Annotated in this window: 32 protein-coding genes and 4 tRNA genes; 26 read left to right on the top strand and 10 right to left on the bottom strand. The window is 38.8% G+C overall.

Going from position 1 to position 25636, the window contains the following annotated elements; genetic code table 11:
* Window positions 1-1172 precede the first annotated feature (1172 nt).
* The 8 genes from MCUP_RS09520 to MCUP_RS09485 all read right to left on the bottom strand — a co-directional run bounded on the left by MCUP_RS09520 (window position 1173) and on the right by MCUP_RS09485 (window position 5129).
* Window positions 1173-2447 (bottom strand): arsenic transporter, encoded by a 1275-nt coding sequence (locus tag MCUP_RS09520; RefSeq protein ID WP_013738600.1) that lies wholly within the window; start codon window positions 2445-2447, stop codon window positions 1173-1175.
* 692 nt (window positions 2448-3139) lie between these two features.
* Window positions 3140-3237 (bottom strand) — tRNA-Leu (locus MCUP_RS09510).
* 41 nt (window positions 3238-3278) lie between these two features.
* Window positions 3279-3386: transfer RNA gene (locus MCUP_RS09505), tRNA-Ser, on the bottom strand.
* 34 nt (window positions 3387-3420) lie between these two features.
* Window positions 3421-4332 (bottom strand): spermine/spermidine synthase domain-containing protein, encoded by a 912-nt coding sequence (locus tag MCUP_RS09500; protein ID WP_013738598.1) that lies wholly within the window; start codon window positions 4330-4332, stop codon window positions 3421-3423.
* The gene (locus MCUP_RS09930; protein WP_013738597.1) at window positions 4332-4517 is read right to left on the bottom strand and encodes a 50S ribosomal protein L37e; all 186 of its coding nucleotides are present in this window, start codon (window positions 4515-4517) and stop codon (window positions 4332-4334) included. The genes MCUP_RS09500 and MCUP_RS09930 overlap by 1 nt, the downstream gene beginning before the upstream one ends.
* A 13-nt stretch (window positions 4518-4530) precedes the next feature.
* A complete protein-coding gene (locus MCUP_RS09495) occupies window positions 4531-4758 on the bottom strand; it encodes an LSM domain-containing protein (RefSeq protein ID WP_013738596.1) in 228 nt (75 codons plus the stop codon).
* A 95-nt stretch (window positions 4759-4853) separates the two neighbouring features.
* A tRNA-Tyr gene (locus tag MCUP_RS09490) sits at window positions 4854-4942 on the bottom strand.
* An 89-nt stretch (window positions 4943-5031) separates the two neighbouring features.
* A tRNA-Leu gene (locus MCUP_RS09485) sits at window positions 5032-5129 on the bottom strand.
* A gap of 82 nt (window positions 5130-5211) precedes the next feature.
* On the opposite strand from MCUP_RS09485, the gene MCUP_RS09480 reads away from it, so the two are divergent.
* From MCUP_RS09480 to spn, 8 genes are read left to right on the top strand one after another with little or no spacing between them, the layout of a single operon-like run.
* The gene (locus MCUP_RS09480; protein ID WP_013738595.1) at window positions 5212-5511 is read left to right on the top strand and encodes a 50S ribosomal protein L21e; all 300 of its coding nucleotides are present in this window, start codon (window positions 5212-5214) and stop codon (window positions 5509-5511) included.
* 14 nt (window positions 5512-5525) lie between these two features.
* Window positions 5526-5861: a DNA-directed RNA polymerase subunit F gene (locus tag MCUP_RS09475; protein ID WP_013738594.1), complete on the top strand. Its 336-nt coding sequence runs from the start codon at window positions 5526-5528 to the stop codon at window positions 5859-5861.
* A 43-nt stretch (window positions 5862-5904) separates the two neighbouring features.
* On the top strand, window positions 5905-6522 hold the full coding sequence (locus MCUP_RS09470) for a DUF655 domain-containing protein (RefSeq protein WP_013738593.1): 618 nt from the start codon (window positions 5905-5907) through the stop codon (window positions 6520-6522).
* Window positions 6519-7172, top strand: a complete 654-nt coding sequence (locus tag MCUP_RS09465; protein WP_013738592.1) for a 16S ribosomal RNA methyltransferase A — start codon at window positions 6519-6521, stop codon at window positions 7170-7172. The genes MCUP_RS09470 and MCUP_RS09465 overlap by 4 nt, the downstream gene beginning before the upstream one ends.
* Window positions 7124-7723: a HemK2/MTQ2 family protein methyltransferase gene (locus MCUP_RS09460; protein WP_013738591.1), complete on the top strand. Its 600-nt coding sequence runs from the start codon at window positions 7124-7126 to the stop codon at window positions 7721-7723. The genes MCUP_RS09465 and MCUP_RS09460 overlap by 49 nt, the downstream gene beginning before the upstream one ends.
* The gene (trmJ, locus tag MCUP_RS09455; protein ID WP_013738590.1) at window positions 7695-8393 is read left to right on the top strand and encodes a tRNA (cytidine-2'-O-)-methyltransferase TrmJ; all 699 of its coding nucleotides are present in this window, start codon (window positions 7695-7697) and stop codon (window positions 8391-8393) included. The genes MCUP_RS09460 and trmJ overlap by 29 nt, the downstream gene beginning before the upstream one ends.
* 33 nt (window positions 8394-8426) lie before the next feature.
* Window positions 8427-9089: a 30S ribosomal protein S3ae gene (locus tag MCUP_RS09450; protein ID WP_013738589.1), complete on the top strand. Its 663-nt coding sequence runs from the start codon at window positions 8427-8429 to the stop codon at window positions 9087-9089.
* A complete protein-coding gene (gene spn / locus MCUP_RS09445) occupies window positions 9061-10275 on the top strand; it encodes a bifunctional sugar-1-phosphate nucleotidylyltransferase/acetyltransferase (RefSeq protein WP_048057659.1) in 1215 nt (404 codons plus the stop codon). The genes MCUP_RS09450 and spn overlap by 29 nt, the downstream gene beginning before the upstream one ends.
* Window positions 10276-10332: 57 nt before the next feature.
* Here the strand turns inward: spn and MCUP_RS09440 are convergent, their stop codons facing one another.
* Window positions 10333-11535, bottom strand: coding sequence for a redox-regulated ATPase YchF (locus MCUP_RS09440; protein WP_013738587.1), 1203 nt, complete (start codon window positions 11533-11535; stop codon window positions 10333-10335).
* A gap of 72 nt (window positions 11536-11607) precedes the next feature.
* Here MCUP_RS09440 and MCUP_RS09435 point away from each other — a divergent pair, with 72 nt between their 5' ends.
* The 16 genes from MCUP_RS09435 (at window position 11608) to MCUP_RS09360 (ending at window position 22674) form a co-directional block, all read left to right on the top strand.
* Window positions 11608-12258, top strand: coding sequence for a 50S ribosomal protein L15e (locus MCUP_RS09435; protein WP_013738586.1), 651 nt, complete (start codon window positions 11608-11610; stop codon window positions 12256-12258).
* A 5-nt stretch (window positions 12259-12263) separates the two neighbouring features.
* A complete protein-coding gene (locus tag MCUP_RS09430; protein WP_013738585.1) occupies window positions 12264-12701 on the top strand; it encodes an RNA-binding domain-containing protein in 438 nt (145 codons plus the stop codon).
* 19 nt (window positions 12702-12720) lie between these two features.
* Entirely contained in the window at window positions 12721-13227 is a 507-nt protein-coding gene (locus tag MCUP_RS09425; protein ID WP_148230935.1) for a hypothetical protein, read from the top strand.
* Window positions 13208-13648 (top strand): Rpp14/Pop5 family protein, encoded by a 441-nt coding sequence (locus MCUP_RS09420; RefSeq protein WP_048057657.1) that lies wholly within the window; start codon window positions 13208-13210, stop codon window positions 13646-13648. Before MCUP_RS09425 ends, MCUP_RS09420 begins: the two co-directional genes overlap by 20 nt.
* 93 nt (window positions 13649-13741) lie before the next feature.
* Complete coding sequence (psmA, locus tag MCUP_RS09415) at window positions 13742-14464, top strand: archaeal proteasome endopeptidase complex subunit alpha (protein WP_013738583.1); 723 nt, start codon at window positions 13742-13744, stop codon at window positions 14462-14464.
* Window positions 14465-14483: 19 nt separating this feature from the next.
* Window positions 14484-15182, top strand: coding sequence for a ribosome assembly factor SBDS (locus tag MCUP_RS09410; protein WP_013738582.1), 699 nt, complete (start codon window positions 14484-14486; stop codon window positions 15180-15182).
* Window position 15183: 1 nt separating this feature from the next.
* On the top strand, window positions 15184-15927 hold the full coding sequence (gene rrp4 / locus MCUP_RS09405) for an exosome complex RNA-binding protein Rrp4 (RefSeq protein WP_013738581.1): 744 nt from the start codon (window positions 15184-15186) through the stop codon (window positions 15925-15927).
* A complete protein-coding gene (rrp41, locus tag MCUP_RS09400) occupies window positions 15893-16630 on the top strand; it encodes an exosome complex exonuclease Rrp41 (protein WP_013738580.1) in 738 nt (245 codons plus the stop codon). Before rrp4 ends, rrp41 begins: the two co-directional genes overlap by 35 nt.
* Window position 16631: 1 nt before the next feature.
* On the top strand, window positions 16632-17483 hold the full coding sequence (gene rrp42, locus MCUP_RS09395) for an exosome complex protein Rrp42 (RefSeq protein ID WP_013738579.1): 852 nt from the start codon (window positions 16632-16634) through the stop codon (window positions 17481-17483).
* Complete coding sequence (locus MCUP_RS09390) at window positions 17473-17691, top strand: 50S ribosomal protein L37ae (protein WP_013738578.1); 219 nt, start codon at window positions 17473-17475, stop codon at window positions 17689-17691. Before rrp42 ends, MCUP_RS09390 begins: the two co-directional genes overlap by 11 nt.
* Window positions 17651-18184: a hypothetical protein gene (locus MCUP_RS10040; protein ID WP_158305262.1), complete on the top strand. Its 534-nt coding sequence runs from the start codon at window positions 17651-17653 to the stop codon at window positions 18182-18184. Before MCUP_RS09390 ends, MCUP_RS10040 begins: the two co-directional genes overlap by 41 nt.
* On the top strand, window positions 18168-18413 hold the full coding sequence (locus tag MCUP_RS09380) for a hypothetical protein (protein WP_013738577.1): 246 nt from the start codon (window positions 18168-18170) through the stop codon (window positions 18411-18413). Before MCUP_RS10040 ends, MCUP_RS09380 begins: the two co-directional genes overlap by 17 nt.
* A complete protein-coding gene (locus MCUP_RS09375) occupies window positions 18391-18777 on the top strand; it encodes a prefoldin subunit beta (RefSeq protein WP_013738576.1) in 387 nt (128 codons plus the stop codon). The genes MCUP_RS09380 and MCUP_RS09375 overlap by 23 nt, the downstream gene beginning before the upstream one ends.
* Before the next feature lie 32 nt (window positions 18778-18809).
* Complete coding sequence (xpf, locus tag MCUP_RS09370; RefSeq protein ID WP_013738575.1) at window positions 18810-19496, top strand: 3'-flap repair endonuclease Xpf; 687 nt, start codon at window positions 18810-18812, stop codon at window positions 19494-19496.
* Window positions 19497-19731: 235 nt separating this feature from the next.
* Entirely contained in the window at window positions 19732-21942 is a 2211-nt protein-coding gene (locus tag MCUP_RS09365; RefSeq protein ID WP_013738574.1) for an elongation factor EF-2, read from the top strand.
* Window positions 21943-21948: 6 nt separating this feature from the next.
* Complete coding sequence (locus MCUP_RS09360) at window positions 21949-22674, top strand: HAD family hydrolase (RefSeq protein ID WP_013738573.1); 726 nt, start codon at window positions 21949-21951, stop codon at window positions 22672-22674.
* Here the strand turns inward: MCUP_RS09360 and MCUP_RS09355 are convergent.
* Window positions 22657-23976 (bottom strand): hypothetical protein, encoded by a 1320-nt coding sequence (locus MCUP_RS09355; protein WP_013738572.1) that lies wholly within the window; start codon window positions 23974-23976, stop codon window positions 22657-22659. The genes MCUP_RS09360 and MCUP_RS09355 overlap by 18 nt on opposite strands.
* A 77-nt stretch (window positions 23977-24053) precedes the next feature.
* On the opposite strand from MCUP_RS09355, the gene MCUP_RS09350 reads away from it, so the two are divergent.
* Together MCUP_RS09350 and MCUP_RS09345 are read left to right on the top strand one after the other, a co-directional pair.
* The gene (locus MCUP_RS09350; protein WP_237697995.1) at window positions 24054-24587 is read left to right on the top strand and encodes a DUF447 domain-containing protein; all 534 of its coding nucleotides are present in this window, start codon (window positions 24054-24056) and stop codon (window positions 24585-24587) included.
* A 12-nt stretch (window positions 24588-24599) separates the two neighbouring features.
* On the top strand, window positions 24600-25613 hold the full coding sequence (locus tag MCUP_RS09345) for an isocitrate/isopropylmalate family dehydrogenase (protein WP_013738570.1): 1014 nt from the start codon (window positions 24600-24602) through the stop codon (window positions 25611-25613).
* Window positions 25614-25636 lie beyond the last annotated feature (23 nt).

The raw sequence follows: 25636 nt of genomic DNA, 5'->3' as shown, positions 1-25636 counted from the left end.
TTCAACTTAAAGATCTAATCATAAGTTGTAGATTTTCAAATTTCAGATAATACTCAGGTTCAATGCCTAAATACCGACGCATCGCCAAGGTTTTTGATTCCTAGCCTATATACCTGGACCTCGTCAACAAAAATTTATTCCCTCTGTGCTTTACTACAGAGATGCAATCAAACTCGTTATCGTTATGTCTGATGTTTTGTGTCAGCACGTCTTCGAGATTCCCAACGCCCTGTTGAAGGCAATCGGAGGGTAAACCTGTTCTGCAATCTAAAAGTTTCCCAATCTGCAATCCTTTGGAGTACATGCAAGGTAGAGATAACGTCATTAATTTTAGCCGATTAACATAGAATGGTTTTTTATCTACTTATTCACTGGTTCGTCCTCGTCTAACATGGAGTCCTTTAAGAATAGAGGTTTACTTGTCTGTGATGCCGCGATCCTCTCATTATTTGAAGCTATGAGTTCATCTCTTTCTATTACTGTTCGTCGTAAATGTCCTAAGCGCTTTCTAAAATGTGTTGAAACGTTGTGCTAATTTCTTTATTGAAAATTTCTCTTATTACACATAAAATAGAGATTATATAGAACATTAGCATAAATTCAGATACTTCTTGATTAGTGATTAACTGTTTTCTTATAAGCAAGCATACAGATCTTCAAAGACAATGCTGCCACCACTTCAAATATAACGCCGAAAGTTGATCCTCTATTACGAAAGAGAATCACATTGTGATACGGTCTTAATCTAAGATATCATAGATATGCCTCAATTTAACACATTTCTAGTTTATTATTTCATAGCATTTTAGATAACTAAGAAAATCGAAGTGGACACAATTGGGGTTTAAACCTTTTTTGAAGAATCTACCAAACATACTTAAGAGAATTCCGCGGATTCTTAAAGACGTGGACCAATATTGAGCCAGGTAGATTTGTAGTGTTCTGCCTGCTAAGGCTGAACCTATAAAACAGGTAATCCATATATGTCAATAATGCAATTCCATGCTCGATTTTAATTATCCGATACAGACGCTTGGGAATACTTAGCATATTGAAATGAAACGTAGCCCATATGAGAACGTAGCATTATCTAAGTCACACAGTTGCAGTCCACAAGGGCGTGATAGCTCACCTGTTACTACAAAAAGTACCATTTATTACATGGATGTAAATCATGTAGTGACCAACCACAACGCAAGGAGGGAAAACGATAGCACAGGTATTGCTATCAAGAACCCAATTTTCATGTAGTACATTGCGGAAATTTTTATTCCTCCCTTCCTATCAAGCGTGTAAAGCCAGAGAAGAGTAGCAAGGGAACCTATAGGCGTAAACTTAGGACCTATGTCATTCCCTATAACGTTGGCATATATCAGAGAAGCTGGGTCAGTGAACCTTGAAATAGCAAGGTTCCCGATCATAACTGAAGGCATGTTATTCATTGTTGCTGCAATCAATGCAAAAAGGTAACCTGAAAGTAAAGTCGGAAATGGTCCTCCTAACTTGGAAAATGTAGCAAGCAAGGAGAAAAGGATCTCTGTAAAACCTTCCCTGCCAAGCCCAAAGACCACCAGGTACATTCCTAGAGAGAAGATCACTATCTGCCATGGAGCAACGCGCAGTATCCTGTTCGTGTTTATTTTTCCATTTATCCTGGCAACCAGAAAGAGCACGGCAACAACTGGGACAGCTATAAACGCTACAGGCACGTTATATATTCCACCTATTGAATACGATATTATCAGTAGTATAATGGTTGGCATTGCCAGCCTAAAAGTAAGGGGATCCTTTATTGCATCTTCGGGATTGTCAAGCTTTTTGACATCGTATTTATACGGAATGCTATTCTTGAAGTACAATAACATAAAAGCCAGGCTAGCTATTATTGCCATCAGGTCAGGCAGGATCATCACTCTAGCGTAATCCAGGAAGGAAATCGAGAAATAGCTTGCTGTCACTATGTTAACAAGGTTGCTCACTACGAGTGGTAGGCTCGCCGAATCAGCTATGAAACCAGTAGCCATTATAAATGGCACTACATGCTTCTTATCCACTCCTACCCTGGTCAACAATGTGTAGACTATAGGCGTTAGGATCAGCGCTGTGCCATCGTTTGCAAAAACTGCAGAAATCCCGGCGCCAAGCACTATGATCAGTACAAATAATTTTAAGCCGTTACCGTTAGCAAATTTAGCTATCCTTACTGCTGCATATTCAAAGAATCCAGCCTCATCAAAAATTAGTGACGCTATTATCACCGCTACAAAGGTGAAAGTGGCGTTCCAGACGATCCCCCACACTATGTACACATCGCGTACCGTGGTTATTCCAAGTAGCAAACTTGCCACGGCGCCAGCAATTGCGGAATACCCAATCCCTATATTTCTAGGCCTTATTATGACCATCGCCAGCGTGGCTAGGAATATAACAAATGAAACTATCAGCATGAACTTCATGCTGACCTCAAGATCCTTGATTTCATTTCATCCCTAATTTTCCTTTCTCTTTCAATTAATTTGTCATTTGAATTATTAATGTTCCATTTAATGAGTTTTCTCTGCGTTCTAGTAAGAATTGATGCAGGACATACATCTTTAACGAAGCAGCTCATCTTTATCACAACGTCAGCTCAGTTTATCATCTCGTTGGTAAGCATTTTAAGCCTTCTCTTACGTTATATATAATTCCAAGTTCTTTCGTTACATTCACAACTGTATGGTTTATATTCTATGCAGGAACAGTACCTTTAGCCTCATAACCCGGGCTTTCAGTTATCTTTCAGCCATCTGAGTTCTACATTTTCGATGCAAAGAAAGAGGAACTTCGTGCGAATCCTTACTATAGTATACACATTTAAATCAAAAAGTTCCAAAAAAAGTTACAGTGATGAAGAGAAGTTTTACGTACTCCTCTGGCCTGCATCTACCTTTAGGTTTCTTATAGTTATCTTTTCTGCAGCCCACTTGGGAAAGGGGAGCGTTGCAACCCTAAACCTCTTTCCTTCTTCTGAGGAGGTCGTATTAAAATCGCTAATTTTATTTTTATGCTAAAAGAGTTCTGGGTCACGTTAACTAAGATTCGAGCCTCTTCTAACTATTTTATTATCTGTTCCTAAATTGACATATCTAGCTTTTTAACGTGCGGGGGGCGGGATTTGAACCCGCGCAGGACTACTCCAGTAGGGTTCTCACTAAGGTCCTGAGCCTACCCCCTTTGACCATGCTCGGGCACCCCCGCATGGATCATATTATTTAACATACTAAAAAATCTAAGTCATACGCCGGGGACGGGATTCGAACCCGTGTACCTCTTAGAGGCAGTAGGTAGCTCCCTTTACGCTGGAACGGTCTCGAGCCTACCCCCTTGGTCCGCTCGGGCACCCCGGCATTTTATAGAGTATCATCTGTGCAAACTTAAAAATTAAGCAGGAACGGTAACTGGATTGTTCTCTGTAGATATTCTTGATTCTGAAGAGAGTTTTTCTCTAATATTCTTTGGGATGTTGAACAACGTCGAATGGGTTTCCCCATCATAAAATCTAAGTTTACCATTTATTCGATCTTCAATTAACTTGTTTATTGTCTCGGAAGACATTCTGGTATCAACGCTACCTTTATACGCATAAACGAATCCCCAAAGTCCATCAAATGATGGAACATACGTTATTGATGCCTTTGTAGTATGGTATACCGATCTAATTGTATTATAAATACCAGAGAAGGTGTCTATGCTGAACGAAGGTGATGTCGCTTGGGTTACTATGCCACCACCTTCATTAATCGAATTGCTAAGTTTTTCGTAAAACTCTCTCGTGTATAGCTTGTATGACGAGTTGCCCATAATAGGATCAGTAAGATCAAGGATGATTGCATCAAAAGTCTCTTTATTCCTTTGGATAAAGTTAAGAGCGTCATCTATCACTATTTCTGCTCTTGGATCATCAAATGAACCTCTATGCCACTCTGTAAGATGTTTTCTTGCGAAATCTATAACTGCTTGGTCTATATCGACCATTACAGCTTTCTTTACGGTTTTATGCCTTAGGACCTCTCTTAAAGTGGCTCCCTCTCCTCCACCTAATATTAGGATCCTTTCTGGGTTCCTTAGAGATAAAAGTAAAGGATGAACTAAAGTTTCGTGATATATATATTCATCGAACACTGTAGATTGTATTTTACCATCTATTATCAGCGATTTACCGAATCTAGTTAGACGGGCTACCATAACTCTCTGATATTTGGTTGTTATATCTTCCAGAACCTGGTCTATGTGATGACCGTGGAACTCATATGCGGACTGCCACTCGATATGCCAACTCCAACCAAATTCCATTACTTTAACCTTACCCCATTCACCTTTTTAGTCTTCCAACTGTATCTTGTTATTCTCTTAGATTTGCCAAATCCACAAGCAGCGCATTTGTGTTTAGTGGGATTATATGAGTTCCTGCCACATCTTCTACATCTTATGTGCGAACCTGCCTTATTCATTTTTCCAAATGATGGAGTTCCCTTCACTTTAGATCAAACCTCATTGCTGTATTGGCGATATGAGGATTACGTTATCCCCTCTTATAACTATTGTCCCCATCTTTTTCTCGTCATTGTTGTTTTGAATCTCTACCGAGTCAGAGAGAACCAGGTTCATGTGCTGATCGTAACTTTTTAGGTAACCCCTCACTTCCTTATTACCCTTTAGCTTTACTAGGACTAGACTACCTACTGATTCTGCAAGTAGCTTATGTGCGGTTTCAGCCATAAAACGAAACACCTATTAAGAGTAGGGCTAAGCCGCGTTTATAAATTGAGTGGATATAGTTTCGATATAGCTCACCTTAACTTTACGAGAGAGAATCCCGCCGCGGGGACTTGAACCCCGGACCACCCGGTAACTGCCCCTTATCTACAGCCGGGCGCTCTGAACCGGGCTGAGCTACGGCGGGACTAAATCTCATCTCTCCTCTTGCCATAAAAGTTTTCCGCTGTAATTATACCGTGTTATAAAGTTAGGACTTCTTCGTAGATAACGAAGTGCGGGGGGCGGGATTTGAACCCGCGCAGGACTACTCCAGCGGATCTCCTATAGTGATCTTAAGTCCGCCCCCTTTGACCATGCTCGGGCACCCCCGCATGTTATGTTTTGTAGCCAGTGCTTAAAGGTTTATCCGAAAATTTAATTTATTAGCATTTCCTCTGTTTCTCAGTGTTTCTCATGGTCTCGCATTCTAGGGGGAATAGAACTAGAAGCAGAAAGCTTCTAAAAAAATCGCCTAGAGAAAAGGGGGCAGTTCCTTCTCTTGGTAGACTAATGGATGATTTCCAAGAAGGACAAAAAGTTATAATCAAAATCAACTCCTCGACTCATAGTGGAATGCCTCATAGGAGGTATCAAGGAAAAGTAGGGGCTATTCTGAAGAAGAGAGGTAAGGCTTACGAAGTAAAAGTCTCTCTAGGAGAGAAAGAAAAGGTACTCATAGTTAGGCCAGAACATCTGGTCGAAATTAAGTCGTAGAGTGGTTTTTCAAAATGTCTTCATTTCAGATAATTGAAGAGGATTATGTTCCTTATTCTGTAGCTAAAGAGATCCTGAAGGAAGCAATAGAGGCAGGGTCATCTTCAATACTTCAGAAAACTTTCGAATATCTCAATTCTATTGAGAAGTGTTCTTCGGAAAATGCCAAACAACTTATGGAAGAACTCAAGCCCTTAGTTAGTAAGAAAGAAGTAAGGGCAATGATAAGTAGTATATGCCCTGAAACTCCAGACGAGCTTAGAGCTATCTTAGTTATAGAGAATAAGACCTTTTCTCAGGAAGATATAGATAATATAGTACGATTAGTAAAGAAATATAAATCGGCCTGATTGTCTTTAATAATCTTAATTACATAAGCTTACCTGTGGCACTATGAGCAAGAAGGGACCGAGAGAGCAATATGTCTACGTACTGGATTACCTTAGAGATGGAAATCCTCTAGATAGGCACTCATGGCACAAAAATAAGCCACTACTTCAATTGTTAGGAGAAGATTTCTTTATACTTATGGAAGCTTTTCCTCTAACCGATAAAATCCAGCTCGAGGAAAAGATAGATAGAGATCATGAGCCTCCTCTTCTGAGAGTTGACGTCCTAATAGGGTATGAAGATCTAACCTCGCTAGCCAGAGACAATCTTGCCAAGATAATAGAAAAAATAATCACAGAGAAGGAACATCAATTCGTGAACTTCTTTAATAAGGCGGAGGCCTTAACTCTAAAGCTTCATGCGCTGGAGTTACTCCCTGACATAGGTAAAAAGACCCTTAGAATAATCCTTGAAGAGAGGAAGAAGAGTCCCTTTACAAGTTATAAGGACATAGAAGATAGAGTAGGGATTAAGGGAGTAAAAGAGATATTAAAGAAAAGAATATTACTCGAAATAAAGCGTGAAGATAAATACTTTCTATTTGTCTACCCTACAGAGACCGAAAAGAGAAACCAAGAACAGAAATATATAGGTTACCTAGAAAGGATAAGACACGAATGAATTATTCTCAGAACTTCCTTGTAGATAAAGACGTTATAAGAAAGATTTCTGATAATATTTCTACAGAACGACCTCTAATTGAAATAGGATGTGGTAAGGGTAATCTCTCAGAAGTCGTATCGCCTGATTTATGTATTGAAATTGATCAGAGATTGTTATCTTTTCTCAAAAATTACAATCCGATTCAGGGTGATGCTAGGAAACTTCCCGTTTTACGTGGGCAAATTATCTCCTCTTTACCCTATTCCATTACCTATGACTTTTTTATGGAGATAATTAAAATCAATGGAATTTCAAGGTTACTGTTGATACTTCAAGAGGATTTTGTTAATAAGGTAATTGACTACCCAACGTTCATATCTTTTATACTGAATTATTATTTTGAAATAAATAAATTGTTTGTTATACCGCCTTCCTCATTTAGGCCCGCCCCTAGAATTTTCTCAGCACTAGTATCTCTAAAAAGATCTAGGCAGTACGATCAAAAGGTAACAGACGTAATAGCGTGTATTAGCAAATATAGAAATAAATCCTTAAATAATATAGCTAAGTTGTGTGGGCTAAACTCATCGAGTGACAAAAGATTGAGGGATTTTAAACCATGGATGGTTATAGATATTTTAGCTACCTTGGGTATAAGCTATGCTTAGACGATAACGTATACGAGCCAGCTGAGGATTCTGAGCTCTTGGCGTCAATTCTCGATTTGGAAAAAGGTGAGAGCGTATTGGACGTAGGGTCTGGATCAGGTATCTTAGGTATCGTAGCACATTCTTTAGGTGCTAGGGTAATATCAGTAGATATAAATCCTTTTGCCTCTTTAGTAACCCAATGTTCAGCTAGGCTAAATAACATCGATATAGACGTGTTAAACTGTGACCTAACTACCTGTTTAAGAGACGTAGCGTTTGACAGTGTCATATTTAATCCTCCGTATCTTCCGGTATCAGAGACTTCAAGTTGGATTGGATATAGTTGGTCTGGAGGAATAGGTGGACTAGAACAATTGAATAGACTTTTGCTTCTGACAAGATCTAGGAAGTATTATTTTGTTTACTCTAGCTTCACAGATGAGGAAAAGTTATTTAAAATCCTCGAGGAGAGGAGCTTGGAAGTAGACAAAGTCAAAGAGATCGTAGTCGGATTCGAGATATTAAAGGCGGTGAAGGTGATTGATAAGAGTTATATTGGTAGAACCTGAAGGAGAGTACAACGTAGGGTTTATAGCTAGACTATGTAAAAACTTTGACGTTGATCAGCTATACATTGTTAATCCCAAATGCGATCTAGATAAGGCGAAGCAATTTTCGGCAAAAGGCAACACATTCTTAGAAAGAGCTAAAGTAGTTGATAAACTAGAAGACGCCATAGAAGATCTGGATCTGAAAATCTCCACGTCTAGTATTGCAGATTCCAAAGGAGACATGCTTAGAAAGTCTATGGCACCTTGGGAAATTTCAAGTCTTATCGGAAGAAGGCAAGTTGGGTTAGTTTTTGGAAGAGAGAGCGTAGGTCTGACTAGGGAAGAAATAGCTATGACCGATATAATGGTTTTTATTCCAGCAAATAGAGACTATCCAGTTTTAAACTTGTCACATGCCGTGAGTATAATACTTTACGAACTTTGGAAAAGCAAGGTGAACGAGAATAGGATAAGCAACGATATGAATGTATCATCAGAAACTTTAGGATTTATAGATAAATATGTAAAACTCATCTATAATGATGTAAGGAGATCGGATGGAGACGATGCTATGTACGTTGCAACTAAAAGATCTTTATTTAGAGGTATTAGAGATGAGGAAGAAGGTAGGGCAGTCGTTAGATTCCTCAGGAAAGTATATATGAGGATCCTTCACACTCAAGAATGAGTTTTTATACTCTTTTCCTACACATGTTGATTAATGTCATCTAGATCAAGCGGCAAAAGCGGTACAGGTCAAATTAAGGATAAGTGGAGAATGAAGAAATGGTTCTCTATTTACTCACCGAAAATTTTCGGTGAGGTATCGTTAGGCTCAACGCCTGCATTTGAAGTTTCACAGGCCATTGGAAGAAAAGTGGAAACCACTCTCTACGATTTAACAGGCGATTTTAGTACGGTTTATGTTCATATATACTTTAAGATATACAGAAATGAAGGAGAGAGGCTATTTACACAATTTGCTGGTCATGAGTTGTCCAGAGATTACATCAGATCCTTAGTTAGGAGGAAAAGCTCTAAAATAAATAAGGTCATTGATATCACAACGAAAGACGGTTACACTTTAAGGATAAAGACGCTTGCGCTCACCGCATACAGGATCCACAGGGATCAGGCTACAGTGATAAGGAAGATCATGGAGGACGTAGTCAAGAAGTCTGCTGAAGGAAAGACGTTCGATGAATTCATACAGGAAATGATTTTCGGGAACCTAGCAAATAACATTTTTAATGAAGCGAAGAAAATAGCCCCGTTAAGGAAAGCTGAGATAGAGAAATCTAAGGTTCTCTTAGTGCCATTAATCAAGGAGTCAGAGAAGGAGGTTACACAAACAGTTGAAAGTAGTGCTGCTAGCAGCGGGTAAGGGAGAGAGACTAGAACCGATAACTGATACCAGACCTAAACCCTTCATTCCAATTTTAGGCGAGACGTTAATCGAAAGAACGTTGAGGTTTGTAAGGGAATTATTACAAAATCCTGATATTTATGTTATAATCCCAGATCAGCTAGAAAAGAGTTATGAGGCCTTCTTCTATAAGCTTAACAATGTTCGTTTCGTAAAACAAGGAGAGAGAAAAGGTACGGGAGGAGCACTGTTCTACGTTCCTAAGTTCTCTGATGACATTTTAATAATATATGGCGATATATATACAACAAAAGAATCGATAGAAGCCGTCATAACTCAGGAGGAAAGCGCGATATTAGGAGCTGAAGTACCTAATCCTGGAGAATATGGCTCGCTGATGATAGACGAGGGTGGTTACCTACGTGGAATAATAGAAAAGAGTCAGTCTCCTCCATCGAATCTAATTAACGGAGGAATATTTAAAGTCACACCAGACTTTTTTGAATTTGTAGATAAACTGCAGATTTCTTCTAGAGGGGAATATGAGCTTACAGACGCTTTAACTAACTTCTCAAGACGAAATAAAGTGAAGGTAGTAAGGACCTCCGCAGTCTGGAAGGACGTGGGTAGACCCTGGGATATAATTGAGGTGAACAAGACTGAGCTAAACGGTATTCATGGTAGTGTAATGGGGAATATTGAGAGTAACGTAATGATTAAAGGAGAAGTAGTTATAGAGGAAGGAAGTATAGTTAGACATGGAAGCGTTATCGAGGGTCCAGTCTATATAGGGAAGAATTCTTCTATAGGACCGAACGCATATATAAGGCCTTACACCGTTATAGGCAGTAACTCTAAGATTGGATCCTTTGTTGAAGTAAAAGAGTCAGTAATCATGGAGAATACAAAGATACCTCATCTTAGCTATGTTGGGGACAGTGTAATAGCCGAGGATGTTAACTTTGGCGCGGGAACTTTAATAGCGAATTTGAGATTTGATGAGAGAGATATATACGTTAATATCAAGGAAAAAAGGTTAAATAGCGGAAGAAAGAAATTAGGAGCAATAATAGGAGCACATGTTAGGACAGGAATTAATGTGTCAATTCTACCGGGTGTGAAGATAGGTTCTTACGCTAGAATCTACCCAGGTGCGGTTGTGAACAGAGATGTTAGAAGAGGAGAATTCTTTGGACTAAGATGAGTGCTTACCCTAAATTCTTTAGGTTTTAATAGTAAACCCGTTTTAGTCTACCAGTTTCTAGCCTCTAGATAAAGTCGATACAATTTTAATTACGTCTCCATCTTTTAAAATGTAGTCCTCTCCAATCCTCATTTTGGTTTTTGCTTCAATGGCGTACAGGAACCCTTTACCTAAGTCGGTATGTATCAAGAAAGCCATGTCTCTTGGTGTAGATCCATTTTCTAGAAGCAATACATCTGGCAAGACGTCACCATCCCTATTCGTGTATCTCCTTTCGTCTTCTACGGGATAGACATGAATCATGTTGAGTGCACCGAACACTGCATCATTTAGAGCCTGCTGGACCCCCGTGTTTCCATACACGTTAAGAACAGTATCTCTTATGAATTCTAGAGCTTTTTCTCTTTTCTTATCTATAGTCCCTTTCACCTTGAAGCTAGAGTCTCCCGGGATATAGTCAATTAGACCAGTTTTTGCTGCTCTTCTAAGCGCTAGCTCTGATTCTGCGCTAACAGGTATTACAAAAGGATATTTGGCTTTTAGTCTATTGATATTTTCTTTTGCTGTAGGCATATCAGCCTTGTTTGCTGCTATAACAATAGGTTTAGATATACGGCGTAAAGCGGAGCTGAAAGATCTAATGTCTTCATCTTTCCATAGAAGGAGTTTTTTACCATCTAGTCCTGTAGTTTTCAATGCCTTAATTATCTGTTTCCTGTTCACCGACAATCCAGATATTTTGGTTAGAAGCGACTCAGGTACGTCTTTACTACTAAGGTCCGTTGTTCTGGCAAATTTATCCCATTCTTTACTTATAATTGAATAAAACCATTCATCTATCTCATTCTCAACGAATTTTATGTCCTCTTCAGGGTCTCTTGTGCCGGGAGATACTTGACGTCCCTCTTCATCAGTGGAACCGCTAGCATCAACTACATGAATTAGAACGTCGGCTTTTCTTAAATCGTCAAGGAATTTATTACCTAAACCTTTTCCTTCGTGAGCTCCTGGAATAAGTCCAGCTACATCAACCAGTTTAACAGGAATGAATCTATAATCGCCTATACAAATTGAGTTCCTTGGATTGCACCTCACTCCAAGCTTAGTATGTGCACATTCTTTACGTACGTAAGCTACTCCAACGTTAGGTTCTATAGTAACAAACGGTCTGTTAGAGATTTCTACATCAATTAATGTAGCGGACGAAAAGAAAGTGCTTTTCCCTACGTTGGTTTTACCAATGAGACCGATAGTTATCATTTTATTATCTTCAATAATAAGGTACCGCTCAGTTTTTTAAGCCGTTGACATTAGCTCTATAGGAGAGGTTTTATGGTGGCTTCAGCTTATTCCTTGATGGAGAAGACGTGGTCCAGTGAGGATTGGAAGAAAACTATAATGAGGCAGAGGCTTATTGAATGGAGAAATCAGAACACGGTTACGCGAATAGAAAAGCCTACAAGGTTATATAGAGCTAGAGCCATAGGTTATAAAGCGAAACAAGGTATCGTTATAGCGAGGGTAAAAGTAGAGAAGGGTGGGCTTGACAAACAAAGGCCAAATAGCGGAAGACGTCCTAAAAGGATGGGCGTTTATGGATATTCGCCAGCCAAAAGTTTACAGTTCATCGCTGAGGAGAAAGCGGCCAGAAAATTTCCAAACCTAGAGGTTTTGGGAAGTTATTATGTTGCGGAGGACGGTAAATACAAATATTTCGAGATAATACTGGTCGATCCAAATAATCCAGTTATTAGTTCCGATCCCAGATTCAAGTGGTTAAAGGACCCTGCAAACACTAGGAGAGTGTTTAGGGGTTTAACCTCTGCGGGTAGAAGAACTAGAGGTTTGCTAAAATCACGTGGGCTAAGAGGGACACAACATCAAAAAATAGTGAAGAAAAGGAAGGAGAGAGAACAAAAGAGAAGACACGAAGCAAGTAAGTACTATAGATTGCAGAGTTATGATAGAATTCCAGGCAAGTAGACACAATGAAAGTCAATAAGTTAGTCGCTTCGATTTTCTCTTATTCTACTGAAAGTGAACAGAAAGTAGTTCAATCGTTGAACTCGCTTTTAGGTAATATTGAAGGACTAAACGTGATCGAAACTAAGGTGACTGGTCATTACGGCGATCCTATACTTACTTATAGAGTAGAGCTCGAAGGTAAACAAGCTACAGCAGTAACTGAAAGAATAATCTCAAAACTTGATAAGGGAGATATAGTTTTCTTACTATCAACACTGGAAAGCAGATCTCAGGGGAATAGGATATACCTAAGGATTGATAAACAGGAACTGATATCAAGAAATAGAGTTGTACTTAAAGACGGAGAGGATGTAATAAAGATCACTATAAGTCTCAAAGACGATATAGCAAAATTTAGGGAGGTCCTGAGGCAAATTGCTAGTGGAAACCTGTATACGTAACAACCGACTGATTGACGTAATGAAAGGCTTGGGTTTTAGCAAGTTTGTGTTAGAGTACTCCGCAGCTTCGGAAGCTGGAGAAGACATTAGAATAAGAAGGACTTTTTACAGTGGTGTGAGTAACCCTTCTACGACTTCAACCAACGAAATACTGTTTTTCAAGCCTTCATCAAGGGAAAATTTAGTCAAAGCCTTAAACGACTATAGAATACATGGAATAAGCTTGGATAGAACCAATTATCATCTTTTGAAAAAAAATCTCTTACATTTAATAAAAATTAAAAATAAGTTTATTGAGATTAGATTAAACGAATCTTCTTCCGAATTGATAAGAAGAAGTATAGAGTGGGGATATAATAATATAAAGATTGTATTTTCATCCTGCGCATCAACTATTTCAGACGTTTGGCCTCCGCTAAGCTTATTTAATTATTTATTGATTCACGGTGCGTCATCCTCGAGGGCGATCGTCTGGATTAGTCGATATCCAATGGAGCTGTTTAATATTGTATCAGACATATCTTAATATAATAATTATATTATGGTTATCTATAATAACATTTATTTTAATTTTAAAATTAAAAAATAAATCTTTTCAGATTGATCTGAATAGAAGATATAAGTTATCGAAAAATAAAAAGAGATATATTATATTTAGATTGATATCAAATAAACAGGATATATCTCCTCAAGCAATAGAGGAATCCATAAAGGACGGTGTCTCATACTTAGGAGGAAAAATGTGGCTTGATTTATCTTCACCACATGTGATTTTTTTTGATCCTCATAACATGATGGGCATAATATCCACTAATAGGATAGGATACAAAATGGTCATAGCTTCGTTACCTTTTGTGAAATCAATAAATGGAGTTGAAACTCTCCTAATACCTTACAAAACTACCGGAAGTTTAAAAAAGGCTAAGAGCCTCATACGTTCTAGATGATGACGCCGCTCCAGACTGCGCTATGATGAACCCTGCGACGATCTGATTATGACACTTTTATTAGCTTCTAGGTATCGTATAAATTGATGATATATGGCTTTTGGACCAGCCGCAATGGGTTATGATAGGGCAATAACAATATTTTCGCCCGACGGGTCTCTGTACCAAGTAGACTACGCCTTTGAGGCAGTAAAGAAGGGATGGACTACATTAGGAGTGAAAACTAGAAACGCTGTGGTTATCCTAGGAGAGAAGAAAAAAGCTTCACAGCTATTAGACGTTGATAGTATAGAAAAGGTATTTCTGCTTGATGATCATGTAGGCTGCAGTTTTGCGGGACTAGCCTCAGACGGTAGGATACTTATAGATTATGCCAGGAACTCATCTCTACAGCACAGATTAGTTTATGACGAACCTATCAGTATAGACTACTTGACTAAGCTAATATCAGACGTTAAACAAATGTACACTCAACATGGTGGAGTTAGACCGTTTGGTGTAGCCCTTATAGTAGGAGGGGTAGATAAAGGGGTTACTAAACTTTTCATGACCGAACCTAGCGGCCAATTCATGCCATATCAGGCCGTAGCGATAGGACAGGGAGGATATAATGCAACTGATTATCTAGAAAAGAACTATAAAGAGGACCTGACCGTTGAAGATACCATTCTCTTAGCTCTAAACGCATTAAAGGCTACGCTTAAGCCAGGGGAGAAGCTGAGCCCAAATAATGTAGAAATAGGTTTTGCCACAAAAGATGGCCAATTTAGGAAGATGGGGACAGAAGAGAGGTCTAGTTACATTCAAAAGATATAAAGTATGGTGATTAAAATATATGGGACCAAAGGATTATGTTATAGCGAAGTTCGAATCTCATGGAGAAAGATTCGAGATTCTTGTGAAACCTAAAGAGGCAATGCAGCTTAGAGAAGGAAAAGGCATTTCTTTATCTGATATAGTTGTTTCAGACACAATCTATAAGGATGTTAAGAAAGGGCTTAAGGCATCTCCAGCTTCTCTAAAGAAAGTGTTCGGCACTACTGACTTTGAAACAGTTTCGAAAGAGATTATCCTCAAAGGAGAAATTCCTGTTACTGCTGAACAAAGAAAGGAACTCCTAGAGACCAAAAGAAGGCAAATAATAGATTTTATTCACAGAAATGCTATAGATCCTAAGACTAACCTGCCTATTCCTCCGGCTAGACTTGAAATGGCTATGGAACAGGCAAGGATTCAAATTGACATGAACAAAGATATAGAAGCTCAGGCTCTTCAGATCATACACGAGCTCACGAAAGTGATACCAATTAAGGTTGCAAGAGCCATCCTGGAGGTTAAGATTCCTCAGAAATATTCTGGCAAGGCTAAACAGAGTTTAAGCTCGTTAGGTAGTGTCAAAAAAACGGTTTGGCTTAATGACGGTACACTAGTTGCAGAGATAGAGATACCAGCAGGAGCTCAGCAAGACATTATCGATAAGTTAAATTCTATAACTAAAGGAGAAGTAGAAGTTAGAGTTATCCAAGTGAAGTGAAATGTCGGGTGAGAATAAAATATATCTGCAAGATAAGTCGATAGTTGTACCTGGGGATTTAATAGCAGAAGGGAATTTTCAGATACCTTGGTCCCCTTACATAATCAAGCAAAGCAATAAATATTTTGCTTCTGTTGTAGGTATTTTGGAAATAAAAGAGCCAGTATTTGAAGTTATACCGCTAGAGGGCTCTCACTATTATCCGCGGATAGGTGATACAGTAATAGCTCTGGTAAAAGATGTAGAGCAATATGGTTGGATTGTGGATATAAAAGCTCCCTATTCGGCTTACCTACCAGCGGCCTCGTTATTAGGGAGACCAGCGAATGTAGGTGAAGATCTAAGGAGATACATAGATGTTGGTGACTTCGTTATAGCAAAATTAGAGAGCTTTGATAGGACAAGCGATCCAACCCTTTCAGTAAAAGGTAAAGGACTTGGTAGGGTATCTACAGGGACGGTAATAGATGTGCTTCCAGTAAAAGTTCCTAGGATAGTGGGAAAGGGCAGGAGCATGATGGACACACTGAGTACTGAAACTGGATGCGATCTGATAGTGGCCCAAAACGGGAGGGTATGGGCAAATTGTCCTTCTATAGAGAAAGAAAAAATACTAATAACCGCAATCAGGACAATTGAGCAGGAGTCTCACACAAAGGGTCTGACTGATAGAATTAAAAAACTTATAAAAGAATCTTTAGGTGATAAGAGTGTTACAAGTTCAGAAGCCCAAACTAATACTTGATGATGGAAGAAGGCTTGATGGAAGAAGACCGGACGAACTAAGGCCAATGAAGATGGAAATTGGCGTTCTAAAAAATGCGGATGGATCGTCATTAGTTGAGGTAGGAAACACCAAAATAATTGCCGCGGTATATGGCCCTAGAGAGATGCATCCTAGACATTTAGCCTTACCTAATAGAGCTACTTTAAGAGTAAGATATCATATGACTCCGTTTTCTACTGACGAGAGGAAAAGTCCAGTTCCTAGTAGAAGAGAGATAGAACTCTCGAAGGTTATTCGCGAAGCGTTAGAATCGTCTGTACTTGTTGAACAGTTCCCAAGGTCTTCAATAGATGTATTTATGGAAGTTATTCAGGCAGACGCGGGTACACGATTAGCATCTTTAATGGCTGCTTCTTTGGCTATAATAGACGCTGGAATACCAGTAAGAGATGCAATAGCTGCCGTAGCTGTTGGAAAAGCAGACGGAGTGGTTGTATTGGATTTGAATGAGCCTGAAGATATGTGGGGCGAGGCGGACATGCCGGTTGCCATGATGCCATCTTTGGGTCAAATAACATTAATTCAGTTAAACGGTCATATGACACCAGAAGAGTTTAAACAAGGGCTAGATTTAGCGTACAAGGGAATTAACACAATCTATAGTATGGAGAAAGAAGTGCTTAAATCTAAATTCGCCGAGATGCGGGAGGAGGGTTCATAAGATGTCGATGACACCAACTAAAGAGAATGTGGTCCCGTTAATAAAGAAAGAAAGTATAATATCGCTTTTGGAAAGAGGAAGTAGAAACGACGGGAGGAAATTTAATGATTATAGGCCTTTGTCTATAACCCTTGGGTATGCCAAAAAGGCAGACGGTTCGGCATTGGTGAAACTTGGTGATACTACAGTGTTGGCAGGCGTGAAAATAGAAGAGGACGAGCCATACTCGGATACTCCTAATCAAGGTAACTTAGTAGTTAACGCAGAGCTATTGCCTTTAGCGTATGAAACCTTCGAGCCCGGTCCACCTGACGAAAATGCAATTGAGCTCTCAAGGGTAGTTGATAGAAGTTTGAGAGACTCTAAAGCAGTAGACTTATCAGCATTAGTAATAGAGCCGGGTAAGAGGGTTTGGACGGTATGGGTAGATATATCTGTCCTAGATTATGGCGGTAACATCTTGGACGCTTGTACGTTATCTGCTGTAGCAGCTCTTTATGATACCAAACTTCCTAGGATTGTAAATGATAATGGAACCATAAATATTGTCAAAGAGGATAAAACTACTCCCTTTCCTATCAGGTATCCTGTAGCTACTGTTACTATAGCTAAACTAGGTAAGTTCCTAGTCGTCGATCCTGATCTAGAAGAGGAAGGAATAATGGATGCGAAGATATCGTTCTCTTATATTCCAGACGGGCATATAGTGGGGATACAGAAGTCTGGAGAAGGCAGCTTTAGCCAACAAGAAATTGAAATCGCTGAGAACACTTCACGTACGGTTAGTCAAAAAATGTTAGAAGATTTTAAAAATATAATGGGAATAAAGGTAGTGAATAATAATGCCAGCTAAAAATAGCTCAAAGATAGCAGGCAGATTTGCTGCTAGATACGGTTCCTCGCTTAGGAAAAAATGGAGCGAAATAATGAGTAAAAGATATTCGGAGCATACATGTCCAGTTTGTAAAACTCCAGGTAAAGTATATAGAGTAGCATCAGGTATATGGAGTTGCAAGAAATGTGGAGCTAAATGGGCTGGTCAGGCCTATACCCCGAGTTAGGGTTCTCATAACGAGTTCTAGGGACACGTCAAATCGCACAAGAAGTTTTTTAAATTATTTAGAATATATTTTTCCTGATTCCCTGAAAATAAATAGAGGAAAGAGAAAATTAGAGGAAATGTTTATAGCGAGTAAGGTATTGGGGGGAATATTATTAGTGGTGGTAAATACTAGCAAAGGAAATCCTGGCTCTATCGAAGTTTATGACGTAGCATATGAGCACCTTTTGTATAAGTTCAAAATAAGCGAGTTGAGCCTAAGAAGCGATTACGAACCTATTTCGTTGAATAACACTAGAAGAAGCCTTTGTTTGCTGAATATGGCTTGGCAATGCTTTAACGTTGCATCATTTCTTATAGATATGGGCGCTAAAAGATCTTATGAATGTAACGTTATGGCGAAAGTATGGTATGATAGTATATGTAAGATCAGTTTTATTAACAAAAAAGGTGTAGAAATAGCAAGGATTGGACTTAATGATGATAACAATTAACATCTCTCTAAAGGGGCTAGACAAGGAAGTAAGATCCTTAGTTAGAGACGCGCTACTAATAGAAGATATTGATAAACATTACGTTAAACTAAGCGATGATGAGATCACAATTTCCTGTGAGACAGCTTCCAGGTGTAGAGCTATAATGAATTCTTATATATTCTGGATCTACAGTGTGATAAGTACACTAAATGAGGTAGATTGGATTGGCAGAAAGGATTCCTCCTGAACTCCAAACCCAACTTTTAAAGCTACAACAATTACAAAATCAATTAGAGAGACTTACCTACGAAAAAAGTGTTATAGAAGGAGAATTAAGAGAGGTCAATGAAGTTCTCAAGGAACTAACTAACATTCCTCAAGATGCGCCTGTATACAAGATAGTAGGCAATCTTTTAGTAAAACAAGAGAGAACCAACGTTCAGAACGAACTTAATGAGAGAAAGGAGTTGTTAGAGCTGAAGAGTAGAACTTATCAGAAGCAAGAAGGGTTGCTTAGAAAGCAGTTTGAAGACCTTCAGAAAAAGGTAAACGAACTTGTACAGAAGTACTATCCACAAGGTACCCAGGGTAGCTCACCTCCAAAGGCTTAATATTTTTTCATGTAAAGTACTAATGAACTGTAATGCCAAGGATTTATGTAGATTCTAGAGAATTTCAATCTGGTATCCCAGATTTACTAAAAGAGCTCGGAGCTATTTTATTTACTCAACAGTTGTCCGTCGGCGATTACGTTGTATCAGAGGGAGTGGCAGTGGAGAGGAAAAGTGTTTATGATCTTATAAACTCGATTTATGATAAAAGGTTCTTTGATCAGTTGTCGAGGTTAAGAGAAGCTTACACGAAAGCATTTATCTTGGTTGAAGGAAATCTAGAGACAGCTAAGTCAGTTTCTGGGAAGAGCAAGCTATTTAACTCAGCTCTAATTTCAGCTGTTGTAGATTACGATGTAAACGTCCTGTTTTCTTCTAATAAGCGCGAATCTTCAGAGATATTATTTACATTAGCTAGAAAATATCAAGAAGATTTAGAGAGAAAGCCTATCTCCCTACATAGCAAGCCTAAATTTGAATCAATTGAGGAAATGCAGCTCTACTTAGTTCAGTCCTTACCACAAGTCGGTGTAAAAACTGCCTCTAAACTTTTGAAAGAATTCTCTACTGTGAGAAACATGTGTAATGGCAATATAGCAGATTTCGAAAAAATTTTAGGTAGTAGAAAAAAGGCTGAGCTACTATATAAAATCTTAAATACTAAATTTTCTAACTCCAACACCAATAAGTCTTCATCGATTACCGATTTCGTGAAGTAAGATTCGATACGTACTTGTTTTTCCTGGCGTATTTATTTCAGGAATACCAGATAAGAACTGTTTCTAAAATTCTATAGATTTAAATTATATAAATCCCAAGAGATGTTATCCTCTTATATAACGCCCGCTAGGAATTATGTATGTTTTCACTACTCTTTTGCTCCAAACCTCCATAATCACACTTTAATACTCCTGTCTTATAGTACTACATGCTTACGCTATCAGGTGATACGGTTTGCCTAAGTATAAGACATCTGAACAAGTCCTGAGCCTTATGAAGGATAGGACTAGAGTAAGGAATATAGGAATTATAGCTCACGTGGATCATGGTAAAACAACAACTAGCGACCAGCTGTTAGCGGCATCAGGTATAATATCACCTAAAGTTGCAGGGGAGGCTCTAGCCTTAGACTATTTATCAGTAGAGCAACAGAGAGGTATAACAGTAAAAGCAGCTAACGTCAGCCTTTATCATGAAGTTGAGGGAAAAGGATACGTAATAAACTTGATTGATACTCCAGGTCACGTAGACTTTAGCGGGAGAGTTACTAGGAGCCTCAGAGTATTAGACGGTTCTATTGTAGTGGTCGATTCGGTAGAAGGCGTTATGACGCAAACAGAAACGGTACTAAGGCAAAGTTTAGAGGAGAGAGTTAGGCCTATCCTATTTGTAAATAAGGTCGATAGATTAGTGAAAGAATTGAAGCTTGGGCCTCAAGAGATGATGCAAAAGTTAATGGATATAATAAAAGAGGTAAATAATTTAATCAATATATATGCTGAGCCTGATCTAAAAGAAAAATGGTCAATTAATCCATCATTAGGCAATGTAGTCTTTGGATCAGCTAAGGATAGATGGGGCTTCAGTATACCGATGGCACAGAAGAAAGGGATTAACATGAAACATGTTATTGATGCTTACTCAGTTTCTGATAAAACCAAGATAAATGAGTTAGCATCTCAAGTTCCAATCAATGAAGCGCTTTTAGATGCAGTAATCAAGTTCGTTCCAAATCCTGTAGAGGCCCAAAAATATAGGATTCCCAAGATTTGGAAGGGAGATTTAGATAATGAATTGGCCAAAGCCATGCTCGCGGCAGATCCGAATGGACCTGTTGTGATGATGATAACTGACATGAAGGTAGATCCTCATGCAGGACTAGTAGCTACAGGCAGAGTGTTCTCCGGAACCATCAAGCCAGGAAGTGAAGTTTGGCTAGTTAATGCCAAAGCCCCTCAAAAAGTCTTACAGGTAAGTATATACATGGGACAATTCAGAGAACTAGCTGACGAGATTCCTGCAGGTAACATTGCTGCCGTGCTAGGTTTAGAGAGAGCTAGATCTGGCGAGACTTTAATTGATGTCAGATTTAAAGATCTTCAGGGGAGCTTCGAGAAGTTACACTACGTATCTGAGCCAGTCGTAACTATTGCAGTTGAGCCTAAGAACCCTAAGGACCTAACTAAGATGATAGACGCACTGAGAAAGCTTAGTATTGAAGATCCAAACCTAGTAGTTAAAATAAACGAGGAAACAGGTGAATATCTACTCTCTGGAATGGGATTCCTCCATGTTGAGGTATCTCTACAACTCCTAAAGGATAATTACGGCGTAGACGTAGTAACCACACCTCCTATTGTAGTATATAGGGAAAGCGTGAGAAATAAGAGCCAAGTATTTGAGGGTAAATCGCCAAATAAACACAATAAATTCTATATAAGCGTAGAACCATTAAATGATAAAACAATAGAGTTGATCTCAAATGGTACAATAAAGGAGGATATGGATTCTAAGGAAATGGCAAAAATATTAAGAGATCAGGCGGATTGGGATTACGATGAAGCTAAGAAGATAGTTGCGATAGACGAAAATGTGAATGTTCTTATTGATGCGACTAGTGGAGTTCAGCATCTAAGAGAGATAATTGATACTCTCCTTCAAGGGTATAGGCTTGCTATGAGGGAGGGTCCACTGGCTCACGAACCCGTAAGAGGAGTTAAGGTAGTTCTGCACGACGCAACGATACATGAAGATCCGGCGCATAGAGGGCCTGCACAGATTTATCCCGCAGTAAGAAACGCTATCTTTGCGGCAATGCTCATGTCTAAGCCAACACTCTTAGAACCTTTGCAAAAGCTGGATATAAGAGTTCCTATGGAGTTCGTAGGAAACGTGACTGCAGTGTTAAGCAGAAAGAGAGGTAAAATACTTAACATGACACAAACTGGTAATGTGGCTAGAGTCTTAGCTGAAATTCCAGTTTCGGAATCTTATGAGTTAGCTAGCGATTTAAGAGGCTCTACAGGGGGAAGAGCTTTTTGGGGAACGGAATTTAGCAAGTGGGCTCCAGTTCCAGATAGCATATTAACTGATGTTGTTCTAAAAATAAGAGAGAGAAAAGGCTTGCCGAAAGAGTTACCTAAGGTTGAGGACTTCTTGTCGTGAAGAAGGATGGAAGATTTCAATCTTTTTGCAGGCTCAAAGGCAATTTTATTTGATTATGATAATACGCTCGTTAATTCGAAGCCAATTTTTGAGAAAGCGATAGAAGAGGTATCTAAAGATATTTATAACTTCTTAATAGACAATAATGTCCCCAGCACATCCCTACAATACCTTAGGGAGAAAATTCTAAGTATAGCCCAAAAATTTGACTCGGAAGGAACATATGATAGAGACGTTTGGTGGGTTGAAGCGTTAAATCAACTTGGAGTAAAAGATGTTGATAGAGACCAATTGCAAGAGTGGACTACCTTATACTGGTCCATAGCGCAAAACACACCTCCTTTTGACGACGCGATTGATATAGTTGATTACCTGAAAAGAAAGGGATACAAACTGGGTTTAGTTACCAACAGTGACGGAAATAGTGGAAATAAAAGAGCTAGGGTGGCAAAATTTCCACTAATTGATAGATTTGACATAATAATCATTGGTGGAGAAGATAATGTAAAACCCAAACCAAGCATTCAACCTTTTATTCTAGCATGTGAGACTTTAGGAGCAAGAAAGGAGAATTGCGTAATGATAGGTGATGATCCAGTTAAGGATTGCCTAGCCGCTAAAAAAGCTAATATAAAGAGCATCCTAGTAGATCGGTATAACTCAGTGAAGTATCCAGAACTATATGCAGATTTTGTAATATCCAGCCTTAAAGAGCTAGAGGAGTTCATGTAGCATATAGTATATTGTATCCATATATTTCTCAGTTGTGGCCCTATCAAGTTCGGATATGTATGAGCTGTTCATAGATTCATGTCTCCTGATATGGAACGCTGGATAACCTTCAGCGAAAACGTGTTCATATAGGTGCGATTTTCTAATGGAAACGAGATGGTGAAACAAAGCATATTTCATAGTTCCAGGTAGGTATAAATATCTGCCAAATAATTTGAAAAAAGGTTTTAGCTCATTTATATTTACGTTTTCTAAATTGACTAAAATTGATTTTAACTCTGGAGGCAAAATAATATAATCATAGATTAAGTCGTTTATCATTTGTGTGAACGAGAAATGAAAATCCAGCGACGAATGTTTTTGAATAAGTTTAAAGATGTGGTCGAAACTATCCCTACTTTGTAACCAATTATCGTTGATGTCATAAACTACGGAAGGAACACCCTCTCTTAAAAATTCGAATGAGATAGAACTTGGCTCAATGAGATTTTGATCAAGGTGAGCACTCTTAGTTCCGGGACTGCGTCTAATCTCTCCATTTCCTCGTTTTAGCTCTATGATTAAACTTATGTCGGAAAACTTGGGACTAAGAATGCGAGGAACATAGTTCCAGAATAACGAGGAGAAACCAGGTGACCCACTTTCGGTTCCAGACATAGATAAAAGTTCCCACTGGTTATTTGTTTTTGAATTCAATTTTTTAAATAAATTGAAGACATGAAAATATGTCTGGTCCTCGCTCAGCCAATTATCATGTTTAGTAACTAGTAATACCCTCCTTTCGTTACCGTGCTTAATAGCGTGCAAGGAGAGACTGGAAGAGTTTCTTACTCTGGTGTCTAAGTTTAGTTCTATATGGTAACCTCTTTTTACTGGATAGTTTATCCATGCCAACGGTAAAGGAGGAAGAGAAGGACCGTCCTGTAAATATGGAGGTGAAACAGATACGGCTTTTCTAACCTTCGTCAGTAGTACAGCTTCACATCCTCTTTCTTTTGCAAGTAAAATGTTGTAGTATATCATTTCAATTGATTCATTCCTGTCTATCAAGATTCTACCTGGACCACACTCAATTGGGCTTTCAATAAGCAAACCCTTCAAAGCCGTAACTGGGCTGTATGGAAGAGCTAAGTGAATTGCCTTATTTCCGTTTATGACGATCTCAGAATGTCTAACTTCCCAAAACGACACTCGTTCTTCATAAACTTTAACTTCATCGCTTACACACTCAATTTCTCCTTTGAGTTCATCAATTTTTCTTCTCTCTCTAGGATCTCCAGAAAGTAAATAGTCAATTTTCATTAACTTGAACCCCCTAACTAGAATCTGCCTTGATAACCAGTAACTTAAACGTATTTCCTCATAAAGGTATTTATGAGGTGTTGCTCGGAACTTCAGGTATCTCAGATAATGTATCCCCAATAGGTCTGAGATTCTTCGACGACATTAGGGTTAGACTCTATCCTGGCTCTATGACGCTAAGGAACATAACTTTGTATCCTTATTGTTCAATCCATATTTCTCAAGATCCAACACTATTTTATTTAGGTTTATCAGGAAAGCTGAAGGGTAGTTCCGTTTCTTATGGATTGCCAATCGTCGATGCTATAAACTGTATTTTGATTGCTAAATGCAGTCAAATTTCATTAGGTGTTCCAAGCGAGTTCTCCCTTATTTTCATTGAAGAATTAGGAAGTTGTACGGAAAGGGCGTTATCTAGAGGAGATGGGCTATTCATTGATCTATTAGTACATATAACAAGAATAGATTTATTACCAGAGATAGAAGCAAAAAAATTACTGGATATAATTAAATATGAAATAGGCGTAATCAATAGAACTAGCCCTCATTTAAGCGAATATGTAAATGAGATCTCAGAGTCTCTGAAGTCCAAAGGTTATAAGCTAGATTAATTAACGCATTACATGAGTTTCAGAGTTTCGGTAATTCCAGGAGATGGAGTAGGTCCTGAGATATATTTTTCTTCAAAAAAGATACTCTCTAAACTAATTGAAATCTACGGCCTTAAGATAGACTTTATAGAGGTAGAAGCCGGAGACGCAGCCTTATCTAAGTATGGAGAGGCTTTACCTAAACAAACTCTGAAGGTAATTGAATCTTCTGACATGATACTAAAGGGACCAGTTGGAGAATCCGCTATGGACGTCGTAGTTAAACTTAGACAGATGTATGATATGTACGCTAACATACGTCCAGCTAAGTCAATTCCCGGCGTTCCTAACAAGTACGGTAATGTAGACGTGTTGATAGTGAGAGAAAATACAGAAGATCTTTATAAAGGGATTGAACACGAGATAAGTGAAGGGGTTGCCGTAGGCCTTAAAATAATTTCAACCACAGCGTCAGTTAGGATAGCTAAGGTGGCTTTAGAGTACGCTAGGAAAAGGAGAGGAAAAGTTACATGCGTACACAAGGCCAACGTAATGAGAGTAACGGATGGACTATTTGCTAGATCGTGTAGAGACGTGTTAAAGGGAAACGTTGAGTATAATGAAATGTATGTGGATGCGGCGGCGGCCAATCTAGTAAAGGACCCTGGAATGTTCGATGTCATAGTAACCACTAACGTATATGGGGACATTTTAAGCGATGAAGCTTCTCAAATAGCGGGGAGCCTAGGTCTGGCTCCCTCATCTAACATTGGCGAGAAGAAGTCCTTATTCGAACCAGTTCACGGTGCAGCGTTTGATATAGCAGGAAAAGGGATCGTAAACCCGACAGCGTTCCTTTTATCGGTAAGCATGATGTTAGAGAGGATGTATGAGTTAAGTAAGAACCAAAGGTATCTTGAGGCTGCCAGGTCTTTAACGAACTCAATTTATTACGTGTATAGCGAGAGCAAAAAACTTACACCTGACGTAGGAGGATCTTCAAAGTTGAGCGATATGATTGAAGAGATTTATAGAAGGATAACGTAGCGTTTTTAAATTCTAGTTTTGTA

Origin of the sequence: Metallosphaera cuprina Ar-4 (assembly GCF_000204925.1) — an archaeon.
GTDB classification, from domain to species: domain Archaea; phylum Thermoproteota; class Thermoprotei_A; order Sulfolobales; family Sulfolobaceae; genus Metallosphaera; species Metallosphaera cuprina.
This window is presented reverse-complemented; position numbering and strand designations above follow the sequence as displayed.